Here is a 24,093-nt window from a genome sequence, read left to right as displayed (position 1 = left end):
ACGATAATCGATGGTGCCCCCGGCAGGATTCGAACCCGCAACCCGCCGGGTAGAAACCGGCCGCGCTAATGGTTCTGTGAGCGTCAACCATTGGGCCACGTTAGCCAAACGTTAGCCGATGCGGCAGGAGTAGACCAGGAGTCCATGCCCGACCAAGGCGCCCGTGATGCCAAGATTGGGCCACCTGGCCTCCGTAGCTCAGGGGACAGAGCAGCGGCCTTCTAATCCGCCGGTCGAAGGTTCGAATCCTTCCGGGGGCACATGACAGACGAGTGGCGAGCCGCTGGAGGCACCGCACGAGCAGCACACGTCTGGGTGGACATCACAGGCGCCTGGGGTGCTCAGAAGCGTCCTGGGCTGCTCACGGAGGTCAGAAAGACTGTGTCGGGGCAGTGGGAGGGTTACGTGATTGTGGCGTCTCAGCATCAGGGGGCGGGTGGTGTGCCGGTGACGACGGTGGAGCAGGGTTGGCATCCGGCGTCGATGATCCGGCCGGTGAAGCCGGAGCCTTCTGATCGACCGGAATGAAGTAGAACGCCCCACCGAGCCGAGGGGACGGCTGGTGGGGCGCTTCTGGTCTCCCGCTGGTACCTCGGGAAGGATGTCCGCGGGGATTCGGTTGTGATCCCATCGTGCGCCTAGGTGGCGCGGGTGTCTACCTCGGAACGCACGAAACCGCCCCGGCCGAAGCCGGGGCGGTTCTGTGACTTGCTGGGTCGCATGCGTGGTTGGTCACACGGTGGTGGCGGGAGTTCGAAGCCGGTCCGCGTGTAGCGATCGCGGGATAGAGTCCCCGGGTGCTCCGTCGAAACTGGCCCCAGATCGCCACCATCGTCTTCGTTGTGGTTTCGGCCATCGTCGTGGTTGCGGTGACGGTCGCCTGGAACCGCGCGCCTGCGCCCGGTGCGGGGCCGGCCACGTTCCCGAAGCCGTTGACGACGAGTCTGAAGACTGACCCGTTCAAGTACCCGCCAAGGGGATCCAAGGCGCTGTTCATCGGCGACTCCTGGACGGCCGGTTTTGTGGCAGACCCCGAGAAGGGCTTCGCGTATCTCCTTGCGAAGAAGTCCGGCTGGGACGCCACCATGCTGGCGGTGCCCGGCTCGGCAATCACCTTCCAGCGCGGACCGACGGAGCCGAGCTTCACCCAGCGGATCGACACCCTCAAGCCGGAGTACGACCCGGCGATTGTGTTCGTCCAGGGCGGGATCAACGACACGGTCAGCCCCCGGATCAGGGGCGTCCGGGCCGACCTTGAGACCTTCCTCAAGGCCGTGAAGGCCGCTTACCCGAAGGCAGAGATCGTGGTGATCGGCCCCTTCAACCGCAAGGACCCCATGCCGTCCACGTTCCAGACCGTCAACAATGCGATGCTGGCCGCAGCCGCTTCGCAGGGCGCATTCTGGGTTAGTCCCATCACCGCGAAGTGGATCACCGCGGCGAACATTCCCGCCGTGATCGAGCCGGGCGGAGACCACCCGGGCAACAAGGGCCACGCCTACTTGGCGTCGATCCTCGCCTCGACACTCGACGGCATGATCGGTAACTACCCGCCAGCACCGTTGGGCTAGAGCTCAGGCGATCGCCCGCAACACTCGGCCGACCGGCTGGACCGGGATACCAAGGGTCTTGCAGAACGTGACGAGGGTCTGGAAGTTGGCCGTGGAGACCTCGCCCGCTGCCGGGCTGGCCGCGATGTTGTGGCTGAGGATGTTCACCCAGGTGCCGTTGTCGTAGGCGCTCTGGATTGCCGCCTGGATCGATGCCACTGACACGAACGCAGGCTGGAAGGCCGGCACCCGCATGGAGTTGTCCAGAGGCATCGGGGAGCCGCCCGGTCGCTGGTAGGTGTGGCGGGCGTAGGTGAAGTACTTCGACACCTTCGCCTGCAGCGCTGCCGAGTCGTCGCCGAGAGGCCAAGCCCAGAAGTCCGAGCCTCGGAACCCGTTGTCCATGAGCCACTGCTTCATGTTGTACAGGTCAGCGTCAACGTCGGCGGCTGAGAGGGCCGAGTACCCAGCGGCGTGCGCCGCGGTGGTGTAGGAATGGCCGCCGATGTCCCATCCGTTGACGTCGCACAGGGACTTGATCTGGGCGAGGGTCATGTTGCCGGCGGTGCCGACGCGGTCAACGATCGGGAACAAGGTGCCGGCGTAGCCAGCGGCGTCGAGGATCGGGCGGGCGATTGTGTAGTGCGAGGCGTAGAGGTCGTCGAAGGTGAACGACACCACGCCGTTCGGGTAAGCAGGGGCCTTGGGGAACGTCGCGAACCCGCCGAGGTTGGTCACAAGGGCGCCCGAATTGCGGTCCTTGACCAGGACTCGGATGTCGGTGATCGCTGCGAGGTTCGGGGTCCCGACAGTCGCAACGGTGTCGCCCCAGGAGAAGTAGAGCCACATCCACTCGCTCGAGCGAAGCGACCGGTTCGCGCCGTTGGTCGCCGTGTCCCCAACCGCGATCTTGAGGGCCTTGTAAGCGGCCAGGTTCCCGGTTCCGAGGTACAGCTGAATGAAGTCGAGGCGCTTGACGTCGTCGACCTTGACCAGGACCGCCATCTCCTTGCCCGAGAGGTTCATGGCAGACATACCGAAGTGGTCGACGAAGGTGTTGGCCGCGGTCCCGCCGGTCGTGACCTTGACGGACTGGCTACCGAGTCGGTAGTCAGCCGTGTCGTCGGCGATGGTCGCGCCAGCTCCAGAGACGGTGAACCCGTGGCCCGACTGGAACTGCGTGAGGTACGTCAGGTCAGCCTTGGGCATCTGGAACGTGGGCGGCTGGGACAGGTCGGAGAACTGCGCCCACCGCAGGTCGCCCTGGGCCTGGCTGACCAGTCCCTTCGTTCCGCCTGGCCCGTAGGCGGCTAGGAGATCGTCCTCGTCGAGGTACCCCTTGAGGTCGGCGAACTTCGTGACGCCATCGCCGATCTTGAGCACGCCTGTCGTGGTGTCGCGGCCGGGCTCGCCGGCGGCGAGGAGCCTGGTCGGGTCGGCCGTCGAGGCAGTATCAGCGGCATTCCACTGCGTGGTCGTTCCACGGCGGATCTGGATGAGCTTGTCGCGGGGCATATCAGCAACCTCCGTGGGTCAGGGTGTGCCGCCGTCGAGCGTTTCCGGCTCGTCGGCGTGAACTGGGGTGGGGTCGAGGGTGAGCGCGGCGGTCGCACCGCCGAGCAGCAGCGCGAGGAGACCGCGGCGGCCAGAGCGCGGCTCGTCGCTCACGGGGTACCGCCGTCGATGTTGGGGGCATCACTCGGCTCCGGTGTCACGATGACGGTCGTGACGGATCCGGGGATGCCGGAGGGCCCAGGCGACCCTGCTGGGCCGCTGGGGCCCGTTGACCCAGGTACGCCCTGTTTGCCCGCCGGTCCAGCCGGACCGGTCTGATTGATCGGCGTGAGCTTGGATCCCTTGGGGCATTTGCCCGCCTTCGTGGCACTCACCACAGTGTTGTTCTTGCCGACGCAGACGTTCACGGTCTTGGTGCTGGTCGCGGCGTAGACCAATGTCGCGCCGCCGACCAGCAGGAGCGCGACGATCGCGGCGATTACCCCGGTGCGTGCCTTCACGGTGAGCATCCTCACCGACTCGGGATCGTCCCGCAGGCGATTCCCTCACGGGGTGCCGCCATCGGTGCCCTCTGTGGTGAGGAACTCACCAATCGCGGCCGTAAGCGCGCCGCTGGTTGCTGAGTCGGTGTCTTCGATCTGCGAGGCGATGAAGGCGTCAGAGTCGACCAGGGCTGCCTCAGCGGCGGCGGCCGAAGCTGCTGCGGCTTCGATCATGGCCGACCACTGGTCGGTGACCTTGATCGTCTGACCCATGTCGGTGGTCATGTCGATCAGGTCGTCGAGGTCGACCGTGGTCCCAGCCTGCTCGACAGTGATCACGAACGGGCCGAACGGCTGCGTGACCTTCCGGCCTGCGATCGTCGCGGTCAGGCTGATCGTGACCGTCAACGCGTGACCGTCCGTGACAGCGTTGCCGTTCCACTTCCAACCCGTCTGGTTGGTGCAGGGGACGATGAACGAGATCTCTTCCCCGGCAGTCACGTCGCCACCGGAGGAGACGTTGTACCAGCCCGACAAGTCCGGCCCCCACGACAGGCGCGGGGCCTTCCGGGTCAACGGGTCGGTCGGGACCGTGCCGAGCATGTCAGCACGGATCGACATCCCAGCACCAGCCTGCTCGAAGACACGGGCGGGGCCGAGGGTGACGGTCGCGTAGAGCATCCCGTCCGGGAGTGCAGGATCGAAAACGGGCATCAGGCGTCTCCGTCCGTGTTGGCGTCGTTGCTCGCGGTGTAGAGGAGTCCTGCGAGGCCGAGGAGGATCGCGGGCCAGTCGCCCCAGTTCTGGTCGACGACGACGTAGACCGACGCGGCCAAGGTGAACAGTGCTGCGAGAGCTGCGAGGGTTCGGTGCACCTTCTTCCGGTGCTTGGCCGGGACAAGGTCGGTCAGGAAGTTCATGAGGTCCCCTTCGTAATGTGCTTGTCGAAGATCACCGCGCCGGCGTAGAGGACGGCGCGGAAGATGAGGCGACCCGCACATGTGCGGGTGTGCCAGAGGTCGCGGGTGCATTCGGACGCGGTGTCGTTGATGCCGTGGGTCTGCTGACGGCGAAGGGTGACCAGTTCGAGGGCCAGCCATGCGGCACCGATCACCGGCCAACCGAGGCGCGGAGTCATGCCCGCTTCACCCACTCGTCGAGCAGCGCATCGATCCGAGCGTGGTAGCGAGGCGCGAACGCCTTCGGTGCCCGGCGCATCGACTCGCGAAGGAAGATGATCGCGGCTTCGATCTCGGGGACGGTGGTGTCGTCGGTGACGATCAGCCCGCCGACGACCTCAGCCATCGAGGCCCCAGTTGCGGAGGGCCTGGGACAGACGCTCGTCCTCGTCCTTGAGGCCGCCACAATGCTCGGTGCAGGGAACCCACGCCCAGGTGCCTTCCGGGACGAGGGGGTCCGGCCACATCTCGGCGCTGTGCGCGAGGCAGCGTCCAAGGCCAGGCATCAGACTCGACCGCCGCGGTTGAAGTCGATGTAGGGCTCGTTGATCCGCTGGAGCCGATGCTTCCCGCGGGGGAGGATCATGGTCGTGAACCCGGCCTTGTGGGCGTACTTGAGCACCTTCTTGGCGTAGTCGAGGCCGCCGCCAAGGTTGGTCAGAACCTTGACCTCGACGTGCTTCTGCCAGTCGTTGCCGTAGGCCGCCATCGCAGCGAGCGCGAGACGGTTGAAGTAGACCGTGAGCGCGGCACCCGATGCGACGGGGTTGAGGTCCTTGACCTCCCACTCCGTCGACAAGCCGAGGTCGGCGTTCTGCTCGAACGTCGCCGCCGCGGTCCGCAGCTTCGGGTGCTTCGTCCGGATGGCCCGGGAGGTGAGTGACTCGAGCTTGCGGCCCTTGAGCCAGACGGGGTTGAACGGGGCGCCGTGCATGTTAAACGGCCACGAGTCGCACGAGGAGTGGCCGTTCTCGTCGATCCAGGGGTAGTCCTCGCGGGCGGCCTTGACGCTGCCCTGGCGGGAGTCGCCGAGGGTTCCGCCGGCGAACTTGATCCGGGCGTTGAAGTGGGCGACCTTGCGGCGGGGTGCCTTGCGGGTCACGATGCCCTCCTTCGGCTGGCCGATGAGGACGGCGATGTCAGGGTTGACGTCGGATCCGTATCGGAATGGGGACTTGCGGACCTCGAGGTGGAGGTGCGGCCCGGACACGTTGCCCGTCCGTCCGGTCCTCCCCAGGAGGTCGCCAGCCGTGACGACGTCACCGACCCTCACGAGGCGGGTGTCGAGGTGGGCGTAGAGGATCCGGTACTCGACGTCGCCGATCTGGGAGGACACGACGACGTGGAGGCCGTAGGCGTCACCCCATCCGCCGCCGTTCGATGCCTCGATGACCGTCCCCGCGGTGGCCGAGTGGACCGGCGTACCGATGGGTGCGAGGAAGTCGACCCCGGTGTGGTGCCCGCAGGCCCACATCTTCCCGGGGACGCCGTACTTCGTGCCGACAGGCTGGGGGACAGGACGCATCGCAGTACCTCCGGAGCTGTTGAGTTGTTGGGGGGTGGTGTGGCGGTTAGACGCCGCGGACGATGGACATGCGCTCGGGCTCGATCGAGAGCCGCTGATGTCCGCCACACGCGCTGCACTTCTGCATCGAGTACGTCAGCACCGAGGCGACATAGCGCTTGGCGATCGCCTCCACCTCGGTGGACCCGCACCGGTTGCAGGTCCGCATCCGGTCCTCGCCATCGACGAAGAGGGCGGGGTGGTTCTTGATGTGGGGTCGGAGCCAGTCGTAGAGGCCCTGGGTGGCGATGACGTCGCCCTCGCAGTAGTCCGTCAACCGGTCGCGGTCCTCGACCGATCCTGCGAGTGCTCGTTCCATGGCGTCGCGGTCGTACCGGTCGGTCTTGGATGGGATCCCGACGATCTGGCAGAACGCGTCCAGGCCCTTGAACGGGGCACCGGACTTGAACTGCTGGCGGAGGATCTTCAACGTGTCGACCGTCTTGAACGGCGGCAACGGAGGCAGGTCCGGCTGATGGGGGTGGCCGATCCGGGGAATGTAGAAGTCTCCGAGGAGCCAGGGGATGTCGGCGCCGTCAACGTTGTGTCCGACGATCAGGTCAGCTTCGGCCATAAGCGCGTGGACACGCTTGAGGAACTTCTTCCGGCCGCCTTTGTCCCACTCGGCCAGGCGGATGACGTCAGGCGAGTCGTACCACTTGGCGCAAACGAGCACGGTCCTCATTTCCCGGGTCACGGTCTCGTGGTGGACGTACCGGTTCTTGAGGTCGCCGCGGTCCCAGAACCGCTGCAACGAGAGGCCGTCGATCCGTTCGACGTCGAGGATCAGGATCCGGTTGCGTACTGCAGGGTTGATCTGGATGGTCTTCCCGGCGAGCGCCATGACTCAGCCGCCCTGTCCCGGGCGGCGGGGGTCACTGTGGCCGCATTCACCGCGGCCGTGACGGCTGATCGTCGTCTCGGAGAACGTAGGCGTGTCGGCGTCCTCCCGACACTCCTGAGCGATCCGAGCCCAGCTCAGTGCAGGGTCCGCGAACCAACCCCGCAGCGTCTCCGCCGACTCTGGATCCAGGTCAAACCTCAACGCCCGGCACACAACACAGTTGGGTAGCGTCTCGATCTTGCGTCCAGACAGAGCCATCACGCACCCCCCGCGACCTTGAACACCGCAGCGACTCCTGACGCACCCAGCGCGGTGCCGGCGAGCGCCGCACCCATCAGGACGTACTTGAACTGCTCGAGCTTTGTCAGGCGGAGGTTGTGCTCAGCGTGGATCGTCTTGCCCTCAGCGTTCTCCGCCCGAAGCTGCACCACCTCAGCCAACGTCGTCGCTTGGGTGATCTCCAACTGCTGCAGCTTCTGCATCAGCCGGTTCACTTCGTCAGTCGTCACAACAGGACTCCTTGCCGGTTCGTCCGAGAGATGGTCATGCCGGGCCAATCGCGATCCACATGATGCGGATGTTCGCCGACCCGCTCTCACGGAGCGCCTGGATCCAGAAGCTGTCGACGGCACCGACCCCGTTGTTCGCTCCCGAGGACGGGCCCCAACGGATGACCGCGGGCAGCGACGGGACAGCGGTGTCAATCAGCGTGCAGAACACTCGCGGCGCGGCACTGAACTCGGTCGGGAACGCGACCTGCGTGTTTGAGGCTGTCCCGGTCACCGTGATGACAGTGGTCCCCGTGATCGTGCGGACCCCGTCGACAACATGGTTCGTCGGGTCAGACGCGCCCCGTCCACTCCAAGCCATCAGGCCACCTCCGCCCCGTGGTCAGCCAGAACTGCAGAGCCATCAACCACGAGCCCGCGGGGACCGATGCTGATCTCGTCAGCACTGACATCCCAGGAGGCTGATTCGATGATCACGTCGAGCATCGGACGGCTGTGGTCGGGGCGCGTGTCGCGCTGCGGAAGGCGGATCATCGCGCCGCGTGCACACTGCAGCCACACCTTCGCGAGGTGCGGACGGCCGACGAACTGGTTGCGTGCCAAGGTGAGACCGTTCGACCATCCACCCGCCGAGAGATCGGCCAGGATCGACTCAAGCAGGTTGGCGGCAGTGGTTGAGGTCAGCGCCTTGACGCCAGTCAGGTCGATGAGCTGAACGGGCCGACCGGATCCGGCTGTGGCGTTATCCAGGCTGCCGGCGCTGTCCCGCCAGCGACCGACGAGGGTGCGTGCCTGGCTTCCGTCCGCCCAAGAGAGCTCGTCTACGCCGGGGTAGGCGAACAGTGTCGGGGCTGTCGGGTCGGCGACAGTCCGGAGGATCGCTCGTCCGTCGACAAGCGGGCGCTTCGAAGCATCTGAGAGGGCGCCGAGGAGGTCCGGGATCCCCTTCAACTCCTCGCCGACTTCGGAGTCGCCGTAGGGCGTCGAGCTGATCGAGTCGAGGCGCCGCCAGTCGACCCAGTCCTCGGCGATCGCGTTGTCGATCGCCTTGTCTGCGACCGTGGTGGTCTGCCCCGTCGTGGCATCGAGACACGGGACCGTGTCTGCCTGCGTGGCTGCACCCGCGATCGCGACCGACCGAGAGTTCCAGCCGACCGCGGTCACGGTCCCCGTCAGAAGCGCCAGGCCGCCGATCGAGACGAGCGCGGACGCTCCCTCGGTAAGCCAGCCAGGACGCTGCACAGGCGAGAAGTTGTGGGTGAACGTCGCCGACGACGGGCCGCAGACCTGGTCGATCCCGAACCCGGTCTCGAGGACGAGGTCGCTGACCGTCGTCACCAGACCTAGGGGGCGCCCGTCGATGTAGACCTCCGGGGTCACAGGAGCCGCCGAGCGTAGGCGCGACCCGAAAGGTCAGCGGTCTGGCAGCCGTCAGCGATGGACGCGATCGACTGCGTACCCGGGTTGCCCTGGTGCTGGCCCCACGCGAGCACCCGACCCGGTTCAAGGTCGGTCATGTAAGTGCCATCTGCGAGTCCGACACGGATTGTCGGGACCGGGCTTCCTGTGCTGGCGCTGCTGAGCTCGACAACTTCGACGTCGTGGCCGTCGTAGGTGCCGGACACGTCGAGGAGGGTGAGTTCACCGTCCAGTGGCGCGAAGTAGAGGTCGTCCAGGGTCAGCGCGGTCGCGGTGATGTCCAGGTCAAAGGTGCCTGATGTGGCGTCGCGGGGCGGGAGGGTCATCACGCCGACCGGGATCACGGAGTAGGTGTTGGTGAGGAGGTCCGGCCACGTGGGGGACCCGTTCGAGATCACGGTCGCTGAGATGGTCTCGGTCTCCGATGCGATCGTCAGGGTCTGGGTGGTCGCGGTCGAGGCCATCACCCGGGCAAGCACGAGCCGGTCGCCAGGGGTGAACGTCGAGGCGTCGAAGGTCATCGTTGTCGGGGCAGCGGTCAGCGAGTTCTTCGTCGCAGACAGGCAGGCCGATTCGCTGGTTCCGGTCAGACCGGAAGCTGCACGACCTGCCACGAACCCCGGCCCGGAGAACAGCATGGCCTGGTTTCCCAGGGGTGAACCCACGATCGGCGCGACCTTGAACGACATCGCGTCGTAGTAGCCGCCGATCCGGACGATCGCCCGGGCAGACGCGGCGCCGTCCGGTGCGGTCGCGGTCGCTGTGAAGGACCGCCAGGCGTTCGTCAGCGTGGCCGTGGCGACCATGAACAGGGAGCCGATCATGTTGGTGCCGGCGACGTCGGAGTAGAACGCGATGTCCATCCGTCGACCAGTGGCGGCGGAGTAGTGCTGCCCCTCGACGGTGACCACCTGGCCGGGGATCACGGCGAAGGCATCCGACTGCACGTAGTCGGCCGGGTTCAGCCCGGTGGCGGAGGAAGCCTCAAGTGAGTGGGTGCCGGCGTAGTGCTGCGTCGTCGACCACGCGAAGTTGGCCGGGGACCCGACCGTGCTCCAATCACTGATCCCAGCCTCGAACCCACCATCGGCAAGCTGCTCGACACCGGTCCCGACGCCGCGGCCCTCGAGCCGGAGCGTCAGGTCAGTGCGCTGCGGACCCGGGACCTCGATCTGCCGGGACTGGACGTAGCCCGTGAAGACACCGTCGACAGCCCCCGCGGACTGGGTGATTGCGTCGATGCCGACCTGAGCGTCGTAGTACATCGTGAGGGTGAACGGCTTGGCGTACTTCACCGCGAGGCCATCGAGGTCGTAGCCCGGCGCGAACGTCGCCTCCCATCCGCCCGTGGCGTCAGTGACGCGGAACGACGAAGGAGTGACTGTCGTACCCGCCGCGTCGGTGAACGAGACGGTGCCGTCGTACTTCCACGCCCCGACCACGCGGGAGGTGTAGTAGCCGGCGCCGAAAGGCCCAGAGTAGGTGCCGGTGCGGTAGCGAGCGCGGCCGGTGACAACCATGTACGGGCGCGAGGGGTCCGCGGCGATCGTGGCGGCGCGGGTGGCGGTTACGGAGATCCCCAACGCGGTGCAGGCGTAGTGCCCGGCGATCCCGTCCGGGTGAGGGGCATCGCGGTGGGTCGCCGAGGCGTAGACCATGCCGGTGAACGGGGCGACGTTGACGCCCATCGACGTCGAGTCGGTGCCATTCGCCGCGATCGTGCCCGAAGCCGCCCACCCGGTGGTGGAGGTGCCGTCATCGACAACCACATCGGACGGCGGGGAATCCTGCGGCGGGACCGGCGGAGCAGCGAACTCCGTGATCTCGACAGCACGGGAGAACGGCCGGGCCTCGACCGTGAGCAGGTAAACCCGCTGCTTCCCGTTGAGCTCCTTGATGTCGGCCCACGCCCAGTTCGGGGAGGCATGCCACATCTCGTAGACGCGGGTCGCCGTCCCGTCCAGGGGGCCAAGGTAGGTCAGGTCCGCGTAACCGCTCCATGAGCAGGCGTGCTCGACGGCGTCGCCGGCCGCGTCGAGCGCCTGACCGGGCAACTCCATCTGGGGATCCGCCTCGGCGACCACAGGGATCGTGATGGTCCGGTTCCCGCGGCGCGAGATCTCCGACACGTCGCCATCGGCCAACTGGGAAGCGATCTGCGCGATCACGACCTCGGCGTCACCGAGGCTGAACTGACCTTCGTCGCTCTGGGCGAGCGCGTGAAGCCTCCACCCGTCCTCGTTGAACCCCTCCATCATGAGGTCAAGCCCGTTGAACAGGATCGCGGTCACGGCTTGTTCCCCCTCGAGGTCGCAGGCTTGACCTGCTTGGCCTTCTTGGTCGCGGCTACGGCCTTCTTCGCCCGGCCGGTCTGCTCATGGCGAAGCAACCGGATGCCCTTGTTGATTTGCTTGAGCTCGCTGGTCTGGGTCTTCGCCTCATGCGCAAAGCCGGCGACTTCGACGCCTCGGCTACCAGCCGACATCGCGAGCGCCTGACGTTGCTGGAACAGGGCCGAGTACTGCTTGAGTTCGGCGTTCGTCCCGCTCGAGGCTGCCCGGAGAGTGTCGATGTCGCCGCGGCTGATCAGGTCGTTGAGAGCAGCACCGGACAGGCCGCGGCCCTTGAGGGACGTCTCGAGGCTCTTGAACTCGGAGGCATCGGCAACGCCGGCCTTGAGGGAAGCGATCGCGGCGCCGAGACTCCCGCCGGCGTTCCCCTTGGAGAACACGCCACCAGACGATTCAGCCCACGGGTCCGAGGTCAGGCCCGAGACGATCCCCGACGACAGGTCGGCGGCGGATGCCGTCGTCTTGTCGAGAGCGGACGAAGCCTTCTCGGCCGCCCTCTCCAACTTCGCCAGCGCCCGGTTCAACCCGAGGCCGCTGATGTCGACGCCACCCACAGTCCGGCCACTGCGGTGACCACCGTCAGCGAACCGGCCGGCGTTGATCGCCTCCAGTGTCCCGAGGTTCCGGTCGACCTGCCCGAAGCGGTTCGACACGATGTACTCAGTCGGCGCCACCCAGGTCAGGACCCGGTCCCCGTAGGTCGGGTTGCCGTCGCCGGGGATGTGCCCGCCGTCAGCCTTGCCGCCGATCTCTTCCTGCCAACGACCAGCCTGGGACGCGATGTTCAGCCGCAGGGTCTTGTCGTGTAGGGCGTGCCACTGCGCAGCGAACGCCCGCACCTCCGCCTGCGCGGCAGACGTCTCCGCGTTCACCTTCAACCGCAGGTTGGTCGGGATCTCCAACACCTGCTTGGCGAGCGCGTGCGCGGCACGCTTCGAGACGCCCATGCCCTCGGCTGCCTCGACGAACGCCTTGCGTGCAGCCTTGAAGCGGCCGACGTTGTTCTTGACCGCGTCGTCCTGGTTGTTCCACGCAGCGGCCAGCCCAGACAGGGCCTCGCGGTTCTTGAGGGCATCCTCAGTGTTGCCCCGGATGCCCGCGTTCGACTTCTCCGCCTGCTCAGTCGCAGCGTTCAACGCCTGCCGGTACTGAGTCTCAGCGTCAAACGCCGACAGCGCCTCAGACTTCTGAGCCTGCATCGCAGCCGTGAGCTCAACCAGCGACTGAGTCTGGGTATCCGCGGCGTCAGCCGAGGCCTCGTTCGCCTCGCCAGCCGACTTCACTGCCGCGAGGTAGGACGGGAACGAGTCAGTGACCTGATCGATCGTCGCACCCTGCTCGCGCGCAGACGCAGACAGTTCCTTGAACTTCGCCGCAGCCGCCTTGCCCTGGCCGTTCGTGACCATCGACGCGAGGGTCTGGTCAGCCTTGCCCAGGTTCGCCTGCTGCTGGTCGTAGTCGTCGTTCCCCGGCAGCCAGCCCGTGAGTTGGTGAGCGGACTGGCCGAGCCAGTTGTTCCCCGCCCAACCCGTCGACTTCGTGTTGCCGGCGATCTGCTTGATGTCCTTCGAAGACCCGAGGTCCCCGGCCGCGATGTTGCCCCAGAGCTTGTTCATCCCGTCCGAGATCGGACCGACCGCCGCGAGAGCAGCAACCATCGGGAGAGCCCGGAGAACCATCGACAGGCGGGTCCCGGCAGCAGCAGCGGCAGTCTCAGCCGCCGTGAAGCCCAGCAGGGCCTTCGTGGACAGTGAGGTGGCGAGGTTGAACGCCAGCATCGCCGCAGCGGTCGTGTACAGCGCCGGACCGATGTCAGACTGCCCGATCACGCCGATGAGGTTCGCGAGAGCGGTCAGCCAGGGAAGGACTGCGTCACCGAACGGCTGCATCGCATGGACCAGACCGAGGAACGCCTCACCGATGCCCTGGAGCAGGTCCACGACCTTCGGGCCGGACTCGCGCACGTAGGCGATGAACTCCGCGAAGCCGTCCGTCTGGCTCAGCCCGTCCGACCACTCGCGGAACGCCCGGGAGGCGCCGACGAGGCCATCGGTGAAGAACGTCGTCAGCGGAGCCATGTCCCGCAGCAGCGACGCGAACCCCGCGGCGACGTTGCCGGTCGCCACAGCGAAGGCCTCCATCGTCGAGGCGCCATCGGTCTGCAGGTAGTTGAAGAACTTCTGCCAGTCGGCATCGTTCGCCAGCGAGTTGCCGGCGCGAGCCGTCAGGGAGCCGAGCTCGGTCGACATGCTCGTGACGAACTCGCGGACCTCAGGAAGCATCGTCAACAGCGACGAGATGCCCTCCTCGACGCCCGGCAGAAGACCCTCACGCGTCAGGTTCTGCAGGGAGCGAAGTTCGGGCTCGAGGTCGTCGAGGAACCGCACGAAGTGCGCGCCGGCGGGGCCAGCGGCCTCCAGGGTGGCGTTGAGCTTCTTGAGGTTCGCCTCGGTCGGGTCGAGCTGGTACGCATCGAGCGCCTTCAACGCATCGCCGAGACCGTTGAACGCCAGCACCGCAACCGACACCGCCCCAGCAACCGCCCCCAGGCCCGCGGTGAGACCAGAGATCGCCGGGATCGCGGCCGCAGAGATCGGCACGAACGCCGGTCCGATTAGGGACGCCGTCGAAACCAGCGCCGACAAACGGCCGGTGAACTGGTTGAGGTCAGCTGACGCCTTACGCGACGACCGAGACGTGCTCTCGAGCGGACCATTCGGGTTCCCGAACGGAGAAATCGCCTTGTTCGCCTGAACAGCCGTCCCGTCCAGGCGCCCCAACTCGTGGTTGAGGAGGGCCGTCTTCGCGGCAGCCGTCGCCATCCCGACCGAGAAGTCGACATCGTGCAGGGAAAGTTCGACTGACTCGCGACGCACGCCCACGCTCGATCACCACCGCTCTCTTGAGTTGTTCGCCTCTACGGCGGCTAGATCCGGCCTTACGCTGAGCCGCATGACTGAACGGCACGCGCCAGACGCTGCGGCAGGTTGGTACCCGGACACCGAGATGGCGGGCACAGTCCGCTACTGGGACGGGAAGTCATGGACCGAGAAGGTGGCGCCGGCCAACGAAGGCAAGGCGGTCGAGACCAACGACGTCGAAACCCTCAACTGGGGTCACTGGCTGATGGTCTTCATCTTCCCGATCCTCGGAATCGTGTTCGGGATCATCAAGCTCGGGAAGAACCCCCGGCTAGGCGCCCAACTGTTCGGGATCACCCTGCTCGCCCTGATCGTGTGGGCGATGGTCATCAGCTACAACGGGTAGCGTCGGACCTTCGAGTTGGACGTAACTCGTCCGGCCATCCGACGCACGGCGGGCCGAAGCCGGGAGATCCTTCTCAAGGTCGGACTCCTGCTCGTCCCGCATCCGGACCCCACGCTGATAGCCCGCACAAACAGGGCAGTCACGGTCCTCGATCTTGAACCGCGGATCCTCCATCGCAACCGAATCATGCAGACCGCAGATGTCATGCACCGCGGCGTCATGCTGGGCGATCGCCAACAGGCGGTCACGCTCAACCTTCGTCCACTCCGGTTCACGCGTCACAACCGTGTACCCGGTCAGAGTCCCCGAAGCGTCGTAATGCTTGTGGTACTCCTCAGGCGCCCACCCGTACAGGCGCCGCTCGCTTACTCCGAGGTCTCGGGCAAGCCTGAGGACGGCTCTCTCGTAAGGAGCGCCTCCGACAAGGCCGAGAGCGCTTTTGGGACGTCATCACCCAGCTCGTAGAACGCGACCACGATCCGCGCCAACTTCTTCAAGTCCGGCAACGAGATGTCCAGGGTCGCGTAGTCACCTGGCGCGAGGGGCTCACCGTTCCACTCGACGACATAGGCGCCGAGGTCGGCGATCAGGTCGTCAGCGTTGCACCAGCCGCCCGTGATCTTCTGATCCACGAGAGCCGCGGCGTCCTCACCGAGTCGGGCCGGATGCTCACTGCGCCATGTCATCCACTCGGCCGTGGTCCTCGTCTTCGCGACAGTGACCTCAGCCTCGTACTCACGGGAAGTCTCAATCAGCTCCTCGATCCGAGCCGCGACCTCAAGCGCCTCAGTCGACTCGGCCTGACCCATCTTGCGGGGGCCAGCCTGCGCCTCCGAGACGTTGATCTCCTCGAGCTGCACAGCAAGGGCCGTGATCTCCTCCACGTACCGCTTGCCCGCCGGCAACATCACCGGATGCTTCATCTGCTGACGCCACGGCGTCGCAGCACTCTCAGCACGCAACTCAGCCAAGGTCTTCGTCACGATCACTCCAAACCGAGTAGCCGAGTATGGAGACCCCCGCCCGCCACACTCGGCAGGAGACGGGCGGGGGCGTCTACAGGGATCAGGCAGCGAGCTCGTGATCGGAAGCGATCGGCTCCCCACCCTGAACCACCAGCGCCTGCGTGACACTGTTGTGGTCAAACTCGCCGTCACCCGTGGCACCCTTGCGGCGGATACCGCACTGCACCAGGAGGACATCGGCGATCTGCGACGCGGACACCGCGCTGATCTCACCGTCGACACCCTCGAGAACGACGACCGTGACGACCGAGTCCGGCTCCAAGGCCTCGTAGACCTCGTTGCCGTCAGCGCCGGCATCGCCGAGCTCCTGCGGCAGGAACGAGTACTGAGCCTCGACAGCCGGGTAATTCGCCTGACCGAGCTCGGTCTGGGTGAACTTCGAACCCAGCTTCCGGGGACCCTCACCCGTGTTCTGAGTCGGCGTGAACCGGAACGGGTTGTAGAGGTGCAGGCTCGCGAACAGGCCCGCGTTCACCTCAGTGACGGTCGGGATACCCGAACCAGCAGCCGGGGGAGTGGTCAAGATGACAACAGACTGGCGAGCGAAACTCTTGCTCACCGGAGGGGCGACGAGAGGCATATCAGTTCTCCTTCTCAGGGGACGGGATGGTGTCGGCGGGCGAGGCCGGCGTGACCGTCGCCTTCTTCTCCTTGGGCTCCGAAACCGGAGCGGGAGTCTTGGGGGAAACCGCGGCGCGGTCCTTGAGGATGCGAGCGAGATGCGCGTTCATCGGTGCCTCCTTCTAGAGGGCGTAGGTCCACTGGGACATGCCGGTCTGTCGGCCGTCTTCGGGCCGGATGGACTGGGTTGCTTCGTGGGTGATCGGGGTGGACTTGATGTCCTCGACCTCGATGCGGGCCTCGTTGATGGCGTCGGTGACCTTCACGGCCGCCCAGCGGGCTTCGTCGACCGTGCGGCCGACGTAACGGACGCTGAGGCGCCATCCGGTGACAGGCTGCCGGCCACCGCGGGTGGGTTCCGCGTATCGGCGCTCGAGCGACACGAGTGTGTAGATCGGGGGGAGGGTGCCCTTGTTGCCGTCTGCGCCGGGGACCTTGCCGTAGTCGAAGCAGCGGGGACCGTTCTCGTTGGCCGGGTCAGGGCCGAGTGCTGCGTTCAGCAGGCCGGCCAGGACGGCGATGTGCTCACGTTCGTCAAGCGCCCCGGTCATGAGGCGTTCCCGGGCCAGAAGAGGTTCCCGATCAGCTCGGAGATGTCACGGTGGAACTTCGGCCGGACGACGTCGAGGGACTGGTCCAGGTTGTGATGTCCGGGGTTGTTGATCGATCCGTCTTCCAGGATCGCTCCGAGCTTGCCCTGGCCGCGGTACTCCGGGCCGTAGTTGGCCTTGATCTGACCGCCGCCGAACCCGAGGTAGGTCTGTGGTGCCCGGTCCCAGGTTATGGAGTTGGGGTACTTCTTCGCGTGCTGTCCGGAGGTCCACTGCGCGATCCGGCGAGCAGTCTGACCTCCTTCACGCGCCGCTGAGCCAACGATCTTGCCGCCGCCCTGGTACAGGTCGACTGGACCGCGCTCGAGGTCGTACTGCAGGTCGCCGAGGTTGTGGGAAACGTGTGCGCGGGCCATCACCACTCCAGGGGTCGTTGGTCCCCGATCGCGGGGACACGGCGTGCGGTGGCTTGGTCCTGCCAGCTCGCTTCGATGATCCGGAAGACCGCGCCGGCGTTCTCGCCGCTCGTGATCTCGACCATGTCGCCATCGGCTAGGTCGGTGGTGTCAGCGGGGAAGTGCAGGATCCGAGCTGGAACGGTGACTGTGACTCCGTCGAGATCGACCGCTCGGTAAGGCGAAGTGCTGGCGGCGGCACCGGAGAGACGCATGCTCAGGTCGCTGTGAACGACGTCCCAGACGGGGACGTCGAGGCCGCTGTCCTCGTCCTGGACGGTCTCGCCGCCCTTGCGTCGGACTGTCGCCAGGGACTTCATCCGGCCCTCTGCCTCAGCCCTCAGGGCTGGCAGGTTCGCGTCGATCGCGGCCTGAACCGTCACGGCTCGTCCTCCCACAGGGGAAACCCGGCGATGTCGGCGCCACAGGAGCAGTAGGCGCCCCCGAAGACCGTGTTGCCGGCACCATCCACGTAGGTGTTGGCGCTGCAGATCTCCGCGTGACAGATCCCAGAACCCGAGGGGGTGATCGAGAACGCCCGCCCACCCGTCTTCGGGTTGAGGAGGTCCCACCACTCGTCGAGGATCGTGACCCGACCAGTACTGGTCCGGTAGGTCTTCGAGACCGACCCGTCATCGACACTGACGGCAACCTGGGTGGCGTCGTCGGGGTGCTTGACCTGCTCCACCACGGCTTCACGGACGACGTAGTCGACCTTCGCCTGGTCCAGGAGGGTCACATCGCCGAGACGGGCCTCGATGAGCATGAACGCGTCAGCGATCCACATGCTCCACTGGTTGTACTCAGCCGATCCCGAGTCCGGGGTGGTGCGGCCGAGCGCGACCGCGATCATGTCGGGGGTCACTCCCATGACCGCACCACCCTTCGCTCAGGACTCTTCGACGCTGCTGGCGTCGTCGGCTTCGAGGGCCGCGATCAGGGCTGCCTTGTTCCCCTCCAGGGAGATCAGGGCGTCCTCCTCGCGACCTTCGTTGCGGGACTCGATCTCGGCCTTGAGTTCGGCGACCTTCTGGCCGGCGTACTCGTTGCCCGAGTCGGTCTTGGTGGCGCCGTCGAACGGCACCCACTCGCTGCCCATCCGGGCCGCCGTCTCGTCAGAGCACGAGACGACGGCACCGGAGTTGATGTTGCGAAGACGAGCCATCAGACGAGGTCGTGGATCTTCGCGAAGGCGTTGAGGTCGGCGATGCCCCAGCCGTAGACGACCTCAGCACGGAAGGCGACCTGGTTGTTGCGCTTGAGGTCGCCGCCGCCGTCCGGGTCGCCGTACTTGATCAGCTCGAGGCCGATCGACTTCTGGACACCCCACCGGATGGCAGAGAAGTCACCGACGTAGCCGAGCACCTTGGTGTCGACCGCGAGGATCCCGGTTCCGCGGACGGTGTTGGAGACCGAGGCACGGTGGCCGTCGAGCTCGCTGACCTCGGTCTGGAGCTTGAAGTTCGGGTAGAGCTTCTGCTCCGAGTTCGTGCCGCGCAGGGCGGAGAACTTCGCGGCGTAGGTCGGGTCCAGGGCGATGTCGCTCGGGATGAACCCGTCCGCGAGGACGAGCGCATCCGCAGCGTCGAGGCTGACGTAGGGCTTGTCGGCCGCGGCGTACTCGACCAGGTTGGTCGTGTCCGTGAGGCCACCGTTCATCGCGGCCACGACGGCACCGCCAGTGGGGTTGATCTCGTGGAACACGCCGAAGTCCAGCGCACGAGACAGGGACGGCTGGATCAGATCCAGGATCTCGCCCACGACCTCGAGCTGACGGTCCTCGTCAGCCCACAGAACCTCTTCGTTGAAGCGGAGGGTCTTGTGGAACTTGAACGGCTTGACGCTCTTGGTCGTCGGGGTGACGGTGGAGGCACCCTTCTGGGCACCCTCAGCGACGTACTCGGCCTCACCGATGTCGAAGGTCCACGACTCACCCTCACCGAACGTCATCGGGGTCGGGGTCGACAGGGACGCGACGGCAGAGCCGTTCTTGATCTTGCCGAGCCAGGGCTCGAGCTTCTGCTTTGGGATCGAAAGCGATCCGGTTGCGAGCGACGTCATGTCGCCCTCCTTTCGGGGTTAGTCCCCAGTCCCGAAGAGCGCCTTGGCGAAGGCACGCTCGTCGGTCACCGGGGGCTTCTTGGTTTCGCCCTCGCGGGGCACGTGGTTTCCTGCCTTGTTGGCTTCCGCTGTGCGGTCGGCGAGACGCTTGGCCTGGGCGGTCAAGGTCTCGGCGTCCGTGCCAGTGAGGAACAGGTCGCGGTCCTCGGCGGAGATGCCGTGGGTGTTGGCGATCTCGGCGCGCAGGGCGCGTGCCGATGACTGGGCTGCGGTCTTCTCGACCTCAGCGAGTCGGTCCTCGAGCGTCTTGGCGCCTTCGGCCTTCTGCTTGAGATCGTCGTAGTCCGCGTACTTCACCTTGATGGCTTCCCGTTCACGCTTGAGGCGGTCAGCCACAACACGATCGAGGTCGGCCTGGGTGAAGGTCGCTTCCTTGTTCTCGGTGCCCTCGGTGGTCGAGGACTCGGTGCCTTCGGGCATGGATGAATCTCCGTAACTCGTCAGTTTCTTGCTCCGGCGTTGAGCGCCGCCGTGGCGCTTACCCCCGCGAGGGCGGGGTAGATCAGGTGAGTTCCGCGAGGCGTTTGCGGAGACGTGCGAGCTGGTTGCTTCGCCATTCGGTCGGCTTCAACATTTCGGTGATCCCGATCTGCAACTCGACCTGCGCCTTGGTGAGACTCGCGAATCCGCCGGCCCCACTTGCGCGCTTCGCCGCGGACGTCATCGAGTCCGGAATCGTAGGTTCCGGGGCTCCGAAGTTCTCGTGGAGGTACTTCTTCAAGACGTACTGCTGCTCCGGCGTCCGCTTCCGCTGCGATGCCACGTACTGCATGACACTCGCGGGCGGTCCAACCTCGCCGTTCTTGAACTGAACCGCCGCGGTGCAGTTGCAGTCAGGATGGGCCGCGAACCGTGCCGTTGCCTTGGTGAAGACGGCTCCCTTGTCGGCGAGCATCTGGCACATCGGGCAACCGTCAGTGCGTGCGATCCGTTTCCATCCGACTGCGGCGGGGTCGCGCTTCGCGTTCTCGGTCGTCGTCTCTCTGTACGCCCGTGCGGTCTCCAACTGGATCACCTCGGCGATCCGGGAGTACGTCAGCTCGACGTCGGGCTCAGGAAGCCGAACTGGCTCCAACGCCCAGCCGGCCAGGTTCCCGACGATGTAGTCCTCGCGCACCCGAACGATCGGCGTGGGCGTGAACAACTCGACGACGTTCGCCGCCTCCCGGGCCTGGTCGTAGAAATCCAGTGCCAAGGTGGCGGCAGCGTTCCCGTACTCCTGAACCACGGCTGGGCCAAGGATCGAGAAGACCTGGGCCGTCTGACTCACGTCGTCGGTGAGTTGATCCTGGACTGCGGAGACTGCGGCGCTGGTTACGAGCTCGAGACCAGCGCGAGACTGTTGCTCAGGCGTTGCCACTCGGCAGGATCCGGTTCAAGAGTGCCCGGCCGGCGTTGGCCTTGAGGTCGAGCTTCGCACGGCGGATCTGGTCCGCGGTGAGGCCTAGAAGTTCCATCCCAACCTCGGTGTCGGCCAAGGCGGGGTACTTGTCGATGATCTTCGAGCCAGCGTCAGCAGCAGCAGCCCGGGAGACGTACTGCGGAGGGCGCCAGCGCGGTCGAATGTCCAGAGTTGAGGGGAGGTTCCCGCCGTTCATCATGCTCAGCGCACGAGTGGCGGCAGATGCGACGTCGGGGGACCAGTCGTCAGTGGTGGTCTCAGCGGTCGCGATGATGTCATCCCGCGACGCCATGAGTGCCTCGGCGCTGGTCGGGTTCGAGTCCCCGAGGATGCCGAGCTCGCCGAGAGGGATGCTCGTCTCGCCAGAGAACACCTGAGCGAGCATGCGGAGGTGGGCGTTCTGGGGCTCCGGGGACTGCCCGTGGAACTGCTTGATGTCAGCCCGCGCCAACTGTGGAGTGTCCGCGAGGCTGAGATCGTCACCGATCGCCCAGATCGCATCCCAGGCAGCCTGCCACGTCGGCTTCTGGCTGCCGTCAGCGTTCTTGAACGCCTCCTCGCCGGCCCCCAGTAGGGCGTAGCGGGGAAGAGAGTAGGCCTCACCGTTGACGTCGGCGCGGATCATCGCGGCCAACGCCTGCTTGTGGATAGAGATCGTTGCCCGGGTGATCCTGGAGGACCCGAACGGGCGGCCGAGGCGTGGCTTGAACGCCATTCGGTCGACGGGGACGCCGTAGGAGTGCGAGCGTCGGGTGACCGTCCAACTCCCGCCAACCTTCGTCATGATGACGTTCAGGTTGTTGATGTACATGACCATCGCGATCGGTTCGCCCAGGTCGTCGAAGTCGGAGATCGACAGGAACGCCCGAAGCTGACGGCGCCGCGGATCCCACAAGCCCGTGCCAGACAGAGCATCACGGCCAGTCGTCAAGACCTCCGGCTCACCCGCCTGAACGTCACCCTGAGTCGTGACGAGCCAAGCAACCGAGTGGATCAGCCCAGACGTTCCGGTCTGGCTGATCTCGCTGACCAGACGGTTGTCGCGCATGTACTGCGACAGACCAAGCTCGTCGAGATCGTTCCCGGCAGCGTCATCGAAGGTCTCGAGGTTGCAACGCCGCGACAGCTTGTCGACGGCCATCGCGGACCAGCCGAGAACGTAGGCGCGCTTCTTCACCGAAGGCGGAGCAGTCGACGACATGAGGCTCTTGGTCGAGTTCTTCATGTCGTACATGCCGGCACGCATCGCGTTCCGGTTCCGCTTGGACCGCCACTGGACGACAAGCTCGTCCAAGACGTTCTGCTCGAAGTGCTCCAGGTCAAGGATGGTGATCGACTCCATCAGCCAGTCACCACCCTTCTTCCGCCTGTCGGCTTACGTACTGGTCGCTTCACTGGACTGGTGGTTCGTGCGCCCCACAGGGCGAGAGTGGAGGCGACGATCGGAGTGATGTCCGAGGCATCTCCCCGGCGGTTCCACGCCCAACCGCCACCGGCCATGTCACGCTTCGAGGCGCTCGAGAGCGACACGTTGAGCTGCGGCTGGTCGGTGTGCCTGACCGTGGACTGGATCACTGAGTCGAAGATCTGACCGCACGCAGCGGACATGTCCTTCGCCGACGTGGTCGTGACCTTGATCCCGGCACGCTGGAGCTCATCGATCATCGAAGCGGCCGGCGACATCGCGTCGATCACGACAGCCCTGATCTCGTTGCGCTCACACCGCTGCTTCACCCACGGGAGAACCCAGTCGGTGCCGTTGCGGTGCTCGTCGATCTCGACATGCCACAGCCCGTCCGCTCGCATGCCACCCAAGGCGACAGCAGCGACAGACCGATTCGGGGCGACATCGATCGCCAGAGACTTGCTCTCGATCGCCATCGACGACGGATCAGCAACAGCAGCCCATGTCTGCTCATCGATGACCGCAGAACCGCCCTGCGAATCCCAGATCCCGCGGCCCTCACGGTTCCACGAGTCCTCGTCCTTGAGGTTCTTCCACAGCCGGAGCATCGACTCCAGCGGCGTCCGATCCGGGAACGACGGATTCATCAGCGGCCACTGCGAACGATCATCCGGAGCAGAAGCCGGGTCAGCCCCGATCTCAAGCCAGATCGCATCCTCGGCCTCACCCGCATGAGCCTCAGACCGACGCTGCGAGAACGCCTCAGACGGATCCGACTCACGCGGAGGAGTACCCATGAAGAACAGCAGCGCCCCATGCTCATGACGAGCCTGGTTAGTCGCCGCGATCATGTCCTCGAGCGCCTTGGTGTCGAGGATCTGAGCCTCATCGAACACCTCGACGTCGATCTCATCGAACCCACGACCGAAGCCCTGCGACCGAGCGCCGAACATGATCATCGAGCCATTCATGAACTCGACCTGCTGCTCACCGTTCGCAGCCCGCATCGCCCGCACATGCGGAGCAACCTTCTTGCGCCGGCAGATCCCACGCAGCGAGGTGAACGTCTTGGTCGACGTCCGAAGGTGATGCGCCGTCCAGACGACCTGCAGCCCAGGGAACAGAATGCACATGATCACCAGGACCGCGAGCACGAAGTAGGTCTTGCCGACCTGGCGGGGGATCGATAGCCCGATCCCGCCGACCGTGGCGACGTACTTCCCATCGGCGCCGTACCCGAGACAGACCGTCCCGAGCTGCGCCTGCCACCAGTCGAACCCGAGATCGAGTTCCTTGCCCTTCGCCTCGATCCGAGGCCAAACGGTCTTCTTGATCCCCTCCGGGAACGTGAACTTGCGGGCGTACTCAGACAGCCGAGGCGTCGAAGTCGCCGTCTTCGACCTCGCTGCCATCGTCGCTCGCTTCCTGAGACTCGCGGGCATCGATCGCCTCGATGTCCCGAACGATCTCCATCAGGCGCTTCGACAACGCAGCAAGATCACGAGCCGGCGTGTTCTCGTTCTCAACCGTCTTCGCAACCCGGTCACGCATCGCAACAAGCAGCTCCCGAGTCGTACCGCCCGAGGCAGCAGACGTGACCGTCTTCGGAGTCGGCGGAGGACCAGGAATGTCGGCCTCAGTGACGGCACGGAGCGGAGCCTTGCGGGTCATGCAGCTCACCTGCCCTGCGTGGAAAAATGGTGGGGAGAGATCACGCCTAGCCCCGGAGGTACCTCGGCTTGGGTGGGGGAGGGGTCCTCCCCCTGGGGGTTAGTCGAGTGATCCGGAGCGTCTGACGATGGGGGCGACGAGGCGGGCGCGTTTCTTGGAGTTGCACTCGCGGTGTGCGGCCTTCTTGTTCGCCAGGGTGTCGGGTCCGCCCTTGTCGAGGGGGATGACGTGGTCGACGACGAAGCTGAGTGGGTTGAGCCAGTCGAGGGTGTAGTCGATGGGCTTGCCGCAGATGTGGCAGCCTGCGCCGGTCCGTTTGATGGCGGCTCGGTCTCGGTCTCGTTTGGCTGTGTTCCGTGGGTGCTTACTCATGCACGCCTCC

32 protein-coding genes and 2 tRNA genes are annotated in these 24,093 nt (G+C 65.8%); 3 read left to right on the top strand and 31 right to left on the bottom strand.

Going from position 1 to position 24,093, the window contains the following annotated elements:
* Positions 1–11 precede the first annotated feature (11 nt).
* Positions 12–99: transfer RNA gene (locus ACZ5J1_RS12505), tRNA-Arg, on the bottom strand.
* 88 nt (positions 100–187) lie between these two features.
* Here ACZ5J1_RS12505 and ACZ5J1_RS12500 point away from each other — a divergent pair.
* Positions 188–260, top strand: a tRNA-Arg gene (locus tag ACZ5J1_RS12500).
* Between the two features lie 537 nt (positions 261–797).
* Positions 798–1,571 (top strand): SGNH/GDSL hydrolase family protein, encoded by a 774-nt coding sequence (locus tag ACZ5J1_RS12495; RefSeq protein WP_464559249.1) that lies wholly within the window; start codon positions 798–800, stop codon positions 1,569–1,571.
* Positions 1,572–1,574: 3 nt separating this feature from the next.
* On the opposite strand, the gene ACZ5J1_RS12490 is transcribed toward ACZ5J1_RS12495, so the two are convergent.
* The 15 genes from ACZ5J1_RS12490 to ACZ5J1_RS12420 all read right to left on the bottom strand — a co-directional run bounded on the left by ACZ5J1_RS12490 (position 1,575) and on the right by ACZ5J1_RS12420 (position 14,075).
* Complete coding sequence (locus ACZ5J1_RS12490) at positions 1,575–3,065, bottom strand: hyaluronate lyase N-terminal domain-containing protein (RefSeq protein ID WP_464559247.1); 1,491 nt, start codon at positions 3,063–3,065, stop codon at positions 1,575–1,577.
* Between the two features lie 18 nt (positions 3,066–3,083).
* Positions 3,084–3,218: a hypothetical protein gene (locus tag ACZ5J1_RS12485; protein ID WP_464559245.1), complete on the bottom strand. Its 135-nt coding sequence runs from the start codon at positions 3,216–3,218 to the stop codon at positions 3,084–3,086.
* A complete protein-coding gene (locus tag ACZ5J1_RS12480) occupies positions 3,215–3,565 on the bottom strand; it encodes a hypothetical protein (protein WP_464559243.1) in 351 nt (116 codons plus the stop codon). The genes ACZ5J1_RS12485 and ACZ5J1_RS12480 overlap by 4 nt, the downstream gene beginning before the upstream one ends.
* Before the next feature lie 45 nt (positions 3,566–3,610).
* Positions 3,611–4,261 carry a hypothetical protein gene (locus ACZ5J1_RS12475; protein WP_464559241.1) on the bottom strand — a complete coding sequence of 217 codons (651 nt, stop codon included), beginning with the start codon at positions 4,259–4,261 and terminating at the stop codon, positions 3,611–3,613.
* Positions 4,261–4,467, bottom strand: coding sequence for a hypothetical protein (locus tag ACZ5J1_RS12470; protein WP_464559239.1), 207 nt, complete (start codon positions 4,465–4,467; stop codon positions 4,261–4,263). The genes ACZ5J1_RS12475 and ACZ5J1_RS12470 overlap by 1 nt, the downstream gene beginning before the upstream one ends.
* Positions 4,464–4,685, bottom strand: a complete 222-nt coding sequence (locus ACZ5J1_RS12465; protein ID WP_464559237.1) for a hypothetical protein — start codon at positions 4,683–4,685, stop codon at positions 4,464–4,466. The genes ACZ5J1_RS12470 and ACZ5J1_RS12465 overlap by 4 nt, the downstream gene beginning before the upstream one ends.
* Positions 4,682–4,852, bottom strand: a complete 171-nt coding sequence (locus ACZ5J1_RS12460; RefSeq protein ID WP_464559235.1) for a hypothetical protein — start codon at positions 4,850–4,852, stop codon at positions 4,682–4,684. Before ACZ5J1_RS12460 ends, ACZ5J1_RS12465 begins: the two co-directional genes overlap by 4 nt.
* A complete protein-coding gene (locus ACZ5J1_RS12455; protein ID WP_464559233.1) occupies positions 4,845–5,012 on the bottom strand; it encodes a hypothetical protein in 168 nt (55 codons plus the stop codon). Before ACZ5J1_RS12455 ends, ACZ5J1_RS12460 begins: the two co-directional genes overlap by 8 nt.
* The gene (locus ACZ5J1_RS12450) at positions 5,012–6,031 is read right to left on the bottom strand and encodes a M23 family metallopeptidase (RefSeq protein WP_464559231.1); all 1,020 of its coding nucleotides are present in this window, start codon (positions 6,029–6,031) and stop codon (positions 5,012–5,014) included. Before ACZ5J1_RS12450 ends, ACZ5J1_RS12455 begins: the two co-directional genes overlap by 1 nt.
* A 46-nt stretch (positions 6,032–6,077) precedes the next feature.
* Complete coding sequence (locus ACZ5J1_RS12445; protein ID WP_464559229.1) at positions 6,078–6,914, bottom strand: 3'-5' exonuclease family protein; 837 nt, start codon at positions 6,912–6,914, stop codon at positions 6,078–6,080.
* A gap of 257 nt (positions 6,915–7,171) precedes the next feature.
* On the bottom strand, positions 7,172–7,423 hold the full coding sequence (locus ACZ5J1_RS12440; protein WP_464559227.1) for a hypothetical protein: 252 nt from the start codon (positions 7,421–7,423) through the stop codon (positions 7,172–7,174).
* 34 nt (positions 7,424–7,457) lie between these two features.
* Entirely contained in the window at positions 7,458–7,697 is a 240-nt protein-coding gene (locus ACZ5J1_RS12435) for a hypothetical protein (protein WP_464559225.1), read from the bottom strand.
* An 86-nt stretch (positions 7,698–7,783) separates the two neighbouring features.
* Positions 7,784–8,761, bottom strand: a complete 978-nt coding sequence (locus ACZ5J1_RS12430; RefSeq protein WP_464559223.1) for a hypothetical protein — start codon at positions 8,759–8,761, stop codon at positions 7,784–7,786.
* A 38-nt stretch (positions 8,762–8,799) separates the two neighbouring features.
* Positions 8,800–11,133: a hypothetical protein gene (locus ACZ5J1_RS12425; RefSeq protein ID WP_464559221.1), complete on the bottom strand. Its 2,334-nt coding sequence runs from the start codon at positions 11,131–11,133 to the stop codon at positions 8,800–8,802.
* Positions 11,130–14,075, bottom strand: a complete 2,946-nt coding sequence (locus ACZ5J1_RS12420; RefSeq protein WP_464559219.1) for a hypothetical protein — start codon at positions 14,073–14,075, stop codon at positions 11,130–11,132. The genes ACZ5J1_RS12425 and ACZ5J1_RS12420 overlap by 4 nt, the downstream gene beginning before the upstream one ends.
* Positions 14,076–14,145: 70 nt before the next feature.
* Here ACZ5J1_RS12420 and ACZ5J1_RS12415 point away from each other — a divergent pair, with 70 nt between their 5' ends.
* A complete protein-coding gene (locus tag ACZ5J1_RS12415) occupies positions 14,146–14,460 on the top strand; it encodes a DUF2510 domain-containing protein (protein WP_464559217.1) in 315 nt (104 codons plus the stop codon).
* Between the two features lie 365 nt (positions 14,461–14,825).
* Here ACZ5J1_RS12415 and ACZ5J1_RS12410 read toward each other — a convergent pair whose 3' ends face one another.
* The 15 genes from ACZ5J1_RS12410 to ACZ5J1_RS12340 all read right to left on the bottom strand — a co-directional run bounded on the left by ACZ5J1_RS12410 (position 14,826) and on the right by ACZ5J1_RS12340 (position 24,083).
* A complete protein-coding gene (locus tag ACZ5J1_RS12410) occupies positions 14,826–15,443 on the bottom strand; it encodes a hypothetical protein (protein ID WP_464559215.1) in 618 nt (205 codons plus the stop codon).
* An 82-nt stretch (positions 15,444–15,525) separates the two neighbouring features.
* Positions 15,526–16,065, bottom strand: a complete 540-nt coding sequence (locus ACZ5J1_RS12405) for a phage tail tube protein (protein ID WP_464559213.1) — start codon at positions 16,063–16,065, stop codon at positions 15,526–15,528.
* Position 16,066: 1 nt separating this feature from the next.
* Positions 16,067–16,216 carry a hypothetical protein gene (locus tag ACZ5J1_RS12400; RefSeq protein WP_464559211.1) on the bottom strand — a complete coding sequence of 50 codons (150 nt, stop codon included), beginning with the start codon at positions 16,214–16,216 and terminating at the stop codon, positions 16,067–16,069.
* Between the two features lie 12 nt (positions 16,217–16,228).
* The gene (locus ACZ5J1_RS12395) at positions 16,229–16,657 is read right to left on the bottom strand and encodes a hypothetical protein (protein ID WP_464559209.1); all 429 of its coding nucleotides are present in this window, start codon (positions 16,655–16,657) and stop codon (positions 16,229–16,231) included.
* Positions 16,654–17,073: a hypothetical protein gene (locus ACZ5J1_RS12390; protein WP_464559207.1), complete on the bottom strand. Its 420-nt coding sequence runs from the start codon at positions 17,071–17,073 to the stop codon at positions 16,654–16,656. Before ACZ5J1_RS12390 ends, ACZ5J1_RS12395 begins: the two co-directional genes overlap by 4 nt.
* Positions 17,073–17,495, bottom strand: coding sequence for a DUF6093 family protein (locus ACZ5J1_RS12385; RefSeq protein ID WP_464559205.1), 423 nt, complete (start codon positions 17,493–17,495; stop codon positions 17,073–17,075). Before ACZ5J1_RS12385 ends, ACZ5J1_RS12390 begins: the two co-directional genes overlap by 1 nt.
* The gene (locus tag ACZ5J1_RS12380; RefSeq protein WP_464559203.1) at positions 17,492–17,983 is read right to left on the bottom strand and encodes a hypothetical protein; all 492 of its coding nucleotides are present in this window, start codon (positions 17,981–17,983) and stop codon (positions 17,492–17,494) included. Before ACZ5J1_RS12380 ends, ACZ5J1_RS12385 begins: the two co-directional genes overlap by 4 nt.
* Positions 17,984–18,001: 18 nt before the next feature.
* Entirely contained in the window at positions 18,002–18,277 is a 276-nt protein-coding gene (locus ACZ5J1_RS12375) for a hypothetical protein (RefSeq protein WP_464559201.1), read from the bottom strand.
* Positions 18,277–19,173 (bottom strand): phage major capsid family protein, encoded by an 897-nt coding sequence (locus ACZ5J1_RS12370; RefSeq protein WP_464559199.1) that lies wholly within the window; start codon positions 19,171–19,173, stop codon positions 18,277–18,279. Before ACZ5J1_RS12370 ends, ACZ5J1_RS12375 begins: the two co-directional genes overlap by 1 nt.
* 18 nt (positions 19,174–19,191) lie before the next feature.
* On the bottom strand, positions 19,192–19,653 hold the full coding sequence (locus ACZ5J1_RS12365) for a hypothetical protein (RefSeq protein WP_464559197.1): 462 nt from the start codon (positions 19,651–19,653) through the stop codon (positions 19,192–19,194).
* 82 nt (positions 19,654–19,735) lie between these two features.
* Positions 19,736–20,593: a VG15 protein gene (locus ACZ5J1_RS12360; RefSeq protein WP_464559195.1), complete on the bottom strand. Its 858-nt coding sequence runs from the start codon at positions 20,591–20,593 to the stop codon at positions 19,736–19,738.
* Complete coding sequence (locus ACZ5J1_RS12355) at positions 20,580–21,869, bottom strand: phage portal protein (protein ID WP_464559193.1); 1,290 nt, start codon at positions 21,867–21,869, stop codon at positions 20,580–20,582. The genes ACZ5J1_RS12360 and ACZ5J1_RS12355 overlap by 14 nt, the downstream gene beginning before the upstream one ends.
* A gap of 107 nt (positions 21,870–21,976) precedes the next feature.
* A complete protein-coding gene (locus tag ACZ5J1_RS12350; protein ID WP_464559191.1) occupies positions 21,977–23,452 on the bottom strand; it encodes a hypothetical protein in 1,476 nt (491 codons plus the stop codon).
* The gene (locus ACZ5J1_RS12345; protein WP_464559189.1) at positions 23,406–23,711 is read right to left on the bottom strand and encodes a hypothetical protein; all 306 of its coding nucleotides are present in this window, start codon (positions 23,709–23,711) and stop codon (positions 23,406–23,408) included. Before ACZ5J1_RS12345 ends, ACZ5J1_RS12350 begins: the two co-directional genes overlap by 47 nt.
* 99 nt (positions 23,712–23,810) lie before the next feature.
* Complete coding sequence (locus ACZ5J1_RS12340; RefSeq protein WP_464559187.1) at positions 23,811–24,083, bottom strand: HNH endonuclease; 273 nt, start codon at positions 24,081–24,083, stop codon at positions 23,811–23,813.
* Positions 24,084–24,093: the final 10 nt, after the last annotated feature.

Source organism: Nocardioides sp. JCM 18999 (genome assembly GCF_055391175.1).
The sequence above is the reverse complement of the archived record's forward strand: the minus strand, read 5'-3'. Positions and strand labels throughout refer to the sequence as shown.

What these genes read in the sequence shown, in the direction of transcription:
- ACZ5J1_RS12470 (WP_464559239.1), bottom strand. Translation starts at nt 4,467, where the DNA reads ATGAACTTCCTGACCGACCTTGTCCCGGCCAAGCACCGGAAGAAGGTG.
- ACZ5J1_RS12415 (WP_464559217.1), top strand. Translation starts at nt 14,146, where the DNA reads ATGACTGAACGGCACGCGCCAGACGCTGCGGCAGGTTGGTACCCGGAC.
- ACZ5J1_RS12400 (WP_464559211.1), bottom strand. Translation starts at nt 16,216, where the DNA reads ATGAACGCGCATCTCGCTCGCATCCTCAAGGACCGCGCCGCGGTTTCC.
- ACZ5J1_RS12355 (WP_464559193.1), bottom strand. Translation starts at nt 21,869, where the DNA reads ATGTACGACATGAAGAACTCGACCAAGAGCCTCATGTCGTCGACTGCT.
- ACZ5J1_RS12475 (WP_464559241.1), bottom strand. Translation starts at nt 4,261, where the DNA reads ATGCCCGTTTTCGATCCTGCACTCCCGGACGGGATGCTCTACGCGACC.
- ACZ5J1_RS12365 (WP_464559197.1), bottom strand. Translation starts at nt 19,653, where the DNA reads ATGCCCGAAGGCACCGAGTCCTCGACCACCGAGGGCACCGAGAACAAG.
- ACZ5J1_RS12390 (WP_464559207.1), bottom strand. Translation starts at nt 17,073, where the DNA reads ATGGCCCGCGCACACGTTTCCCACAACCTCGGCGACCTGCAGTACGAC.
- ACZ5J1_RS12460 (WP_464559235.1), bottom strand. Translation starts at nt 4,852, where the DNA reads ATGGCTGAGGTCGTCGGCGGGCTGATCGTCACCGACGACACCACCGTC.
- ACZ5J1_RS12340 (WP_464559187.1), bottom strand. Translation starts at nt 24,083, where the DNA reads ATGAGTAAGCACCCACGGAACACAGCCAAACGAGACCGAGACCGAGCC.
- ACZ5J1_RS12380 (WP_464559203.1), bottom strand. Translation starts at nt 17,983, where the DNA reads ATGGGAGTGACCCCCGACATGATCGCGGTCGCGCTCGGCCGCACCACC.
- ACZ5J1_RS12445 (WP_464559229.1), bottom strand. Translation starts at nt 6,914, where the DNA reads ATGGCGCTCGCCGGGAAGACCATCCAGATCAACCCTGCAGTACGCAAC.
- ACZ5J1_RS12465 (WP_464559237.1), bottom strand. Translation starts at nt 4,685, where the DNA reads ATGACTCCGCGCCTCGGTTGGCCGGTGATCGGTGCCGCATGGCTGGCC.
- ACZ5J1_RS12490 (WP_464559247.1), bottom strand. Translation starts at nt 3,065, where the DNA reads ATGCCCCGCGACAAGCTCATCCAGATCCGCCGTGGAACGACCACGCAG.
- ACZ5J1_RS12345 (WP_464559189.1), bottom strand. Translation starts at nt 23,711, where the DNA reads ATGACCCGCAAGGCTCCGCTCCGTGCCGTCACTGAGGCCGACATTCCT.
- ACZ5J1_RS12455 (WP_464559233.1), bottom strand. Translation starts at nt 5,012, where the DNA reads ATGCCTGGCCTTGGACGCTGCCTCGCGCACAGCGCCGAGATGTGGCCG.
- ACZ5J1_RS12405 (WP_464559213.1), bottom strand. Translation starts at nt 16,065, where the DNA reads ATGCCTCTCGTCGCCCCTCCGGTGAGCAAGAGTTTCGCTCGCCAGTCT.
- ACZ5J1_RS12370 (WP_464559199.1), bottom strand. Translation starts at nt 19,173, where the DNA reads ATGACGTCGCTCGCAACCGGATCGCTTTCGATCCCAAAGCAGAAGCTC.
- ACZ5J1_RS12395 (WP_464559209.1), bottom strand. Translation starts at nt 16,657, where the DNA reads ATGACCGGGGCGCTTGACGAACGTGAGCACATCGCCGTCCTGGCCGGC.
- ACZ5J1_RS12375 (WP_464559201.1), bottom strand. Translation starts at nt 18,277, where the DNA reads ATGGCTCGTCTTCGCAACATCAACTCCGGTGCCGTCGTCTCGTGCTCT.
- ACZ5J1_RS12450 (WP_464559231.1), bottom strand. Translation starts at nt 6,031, where the DNA reads ATGCGTCCTGTCCCCCAGCCTGTCGGCACGAAGTACGGCGTCCCCGGG.
- ACZ5J1_RS12350 (WP_464559191.1), bottom strand. Translation starts at nt 23,452, where the DNA reads ATGGCAGCGAGGTCGAAGACGGCGACTTCGACGCCTCGGCTGTCTGAG.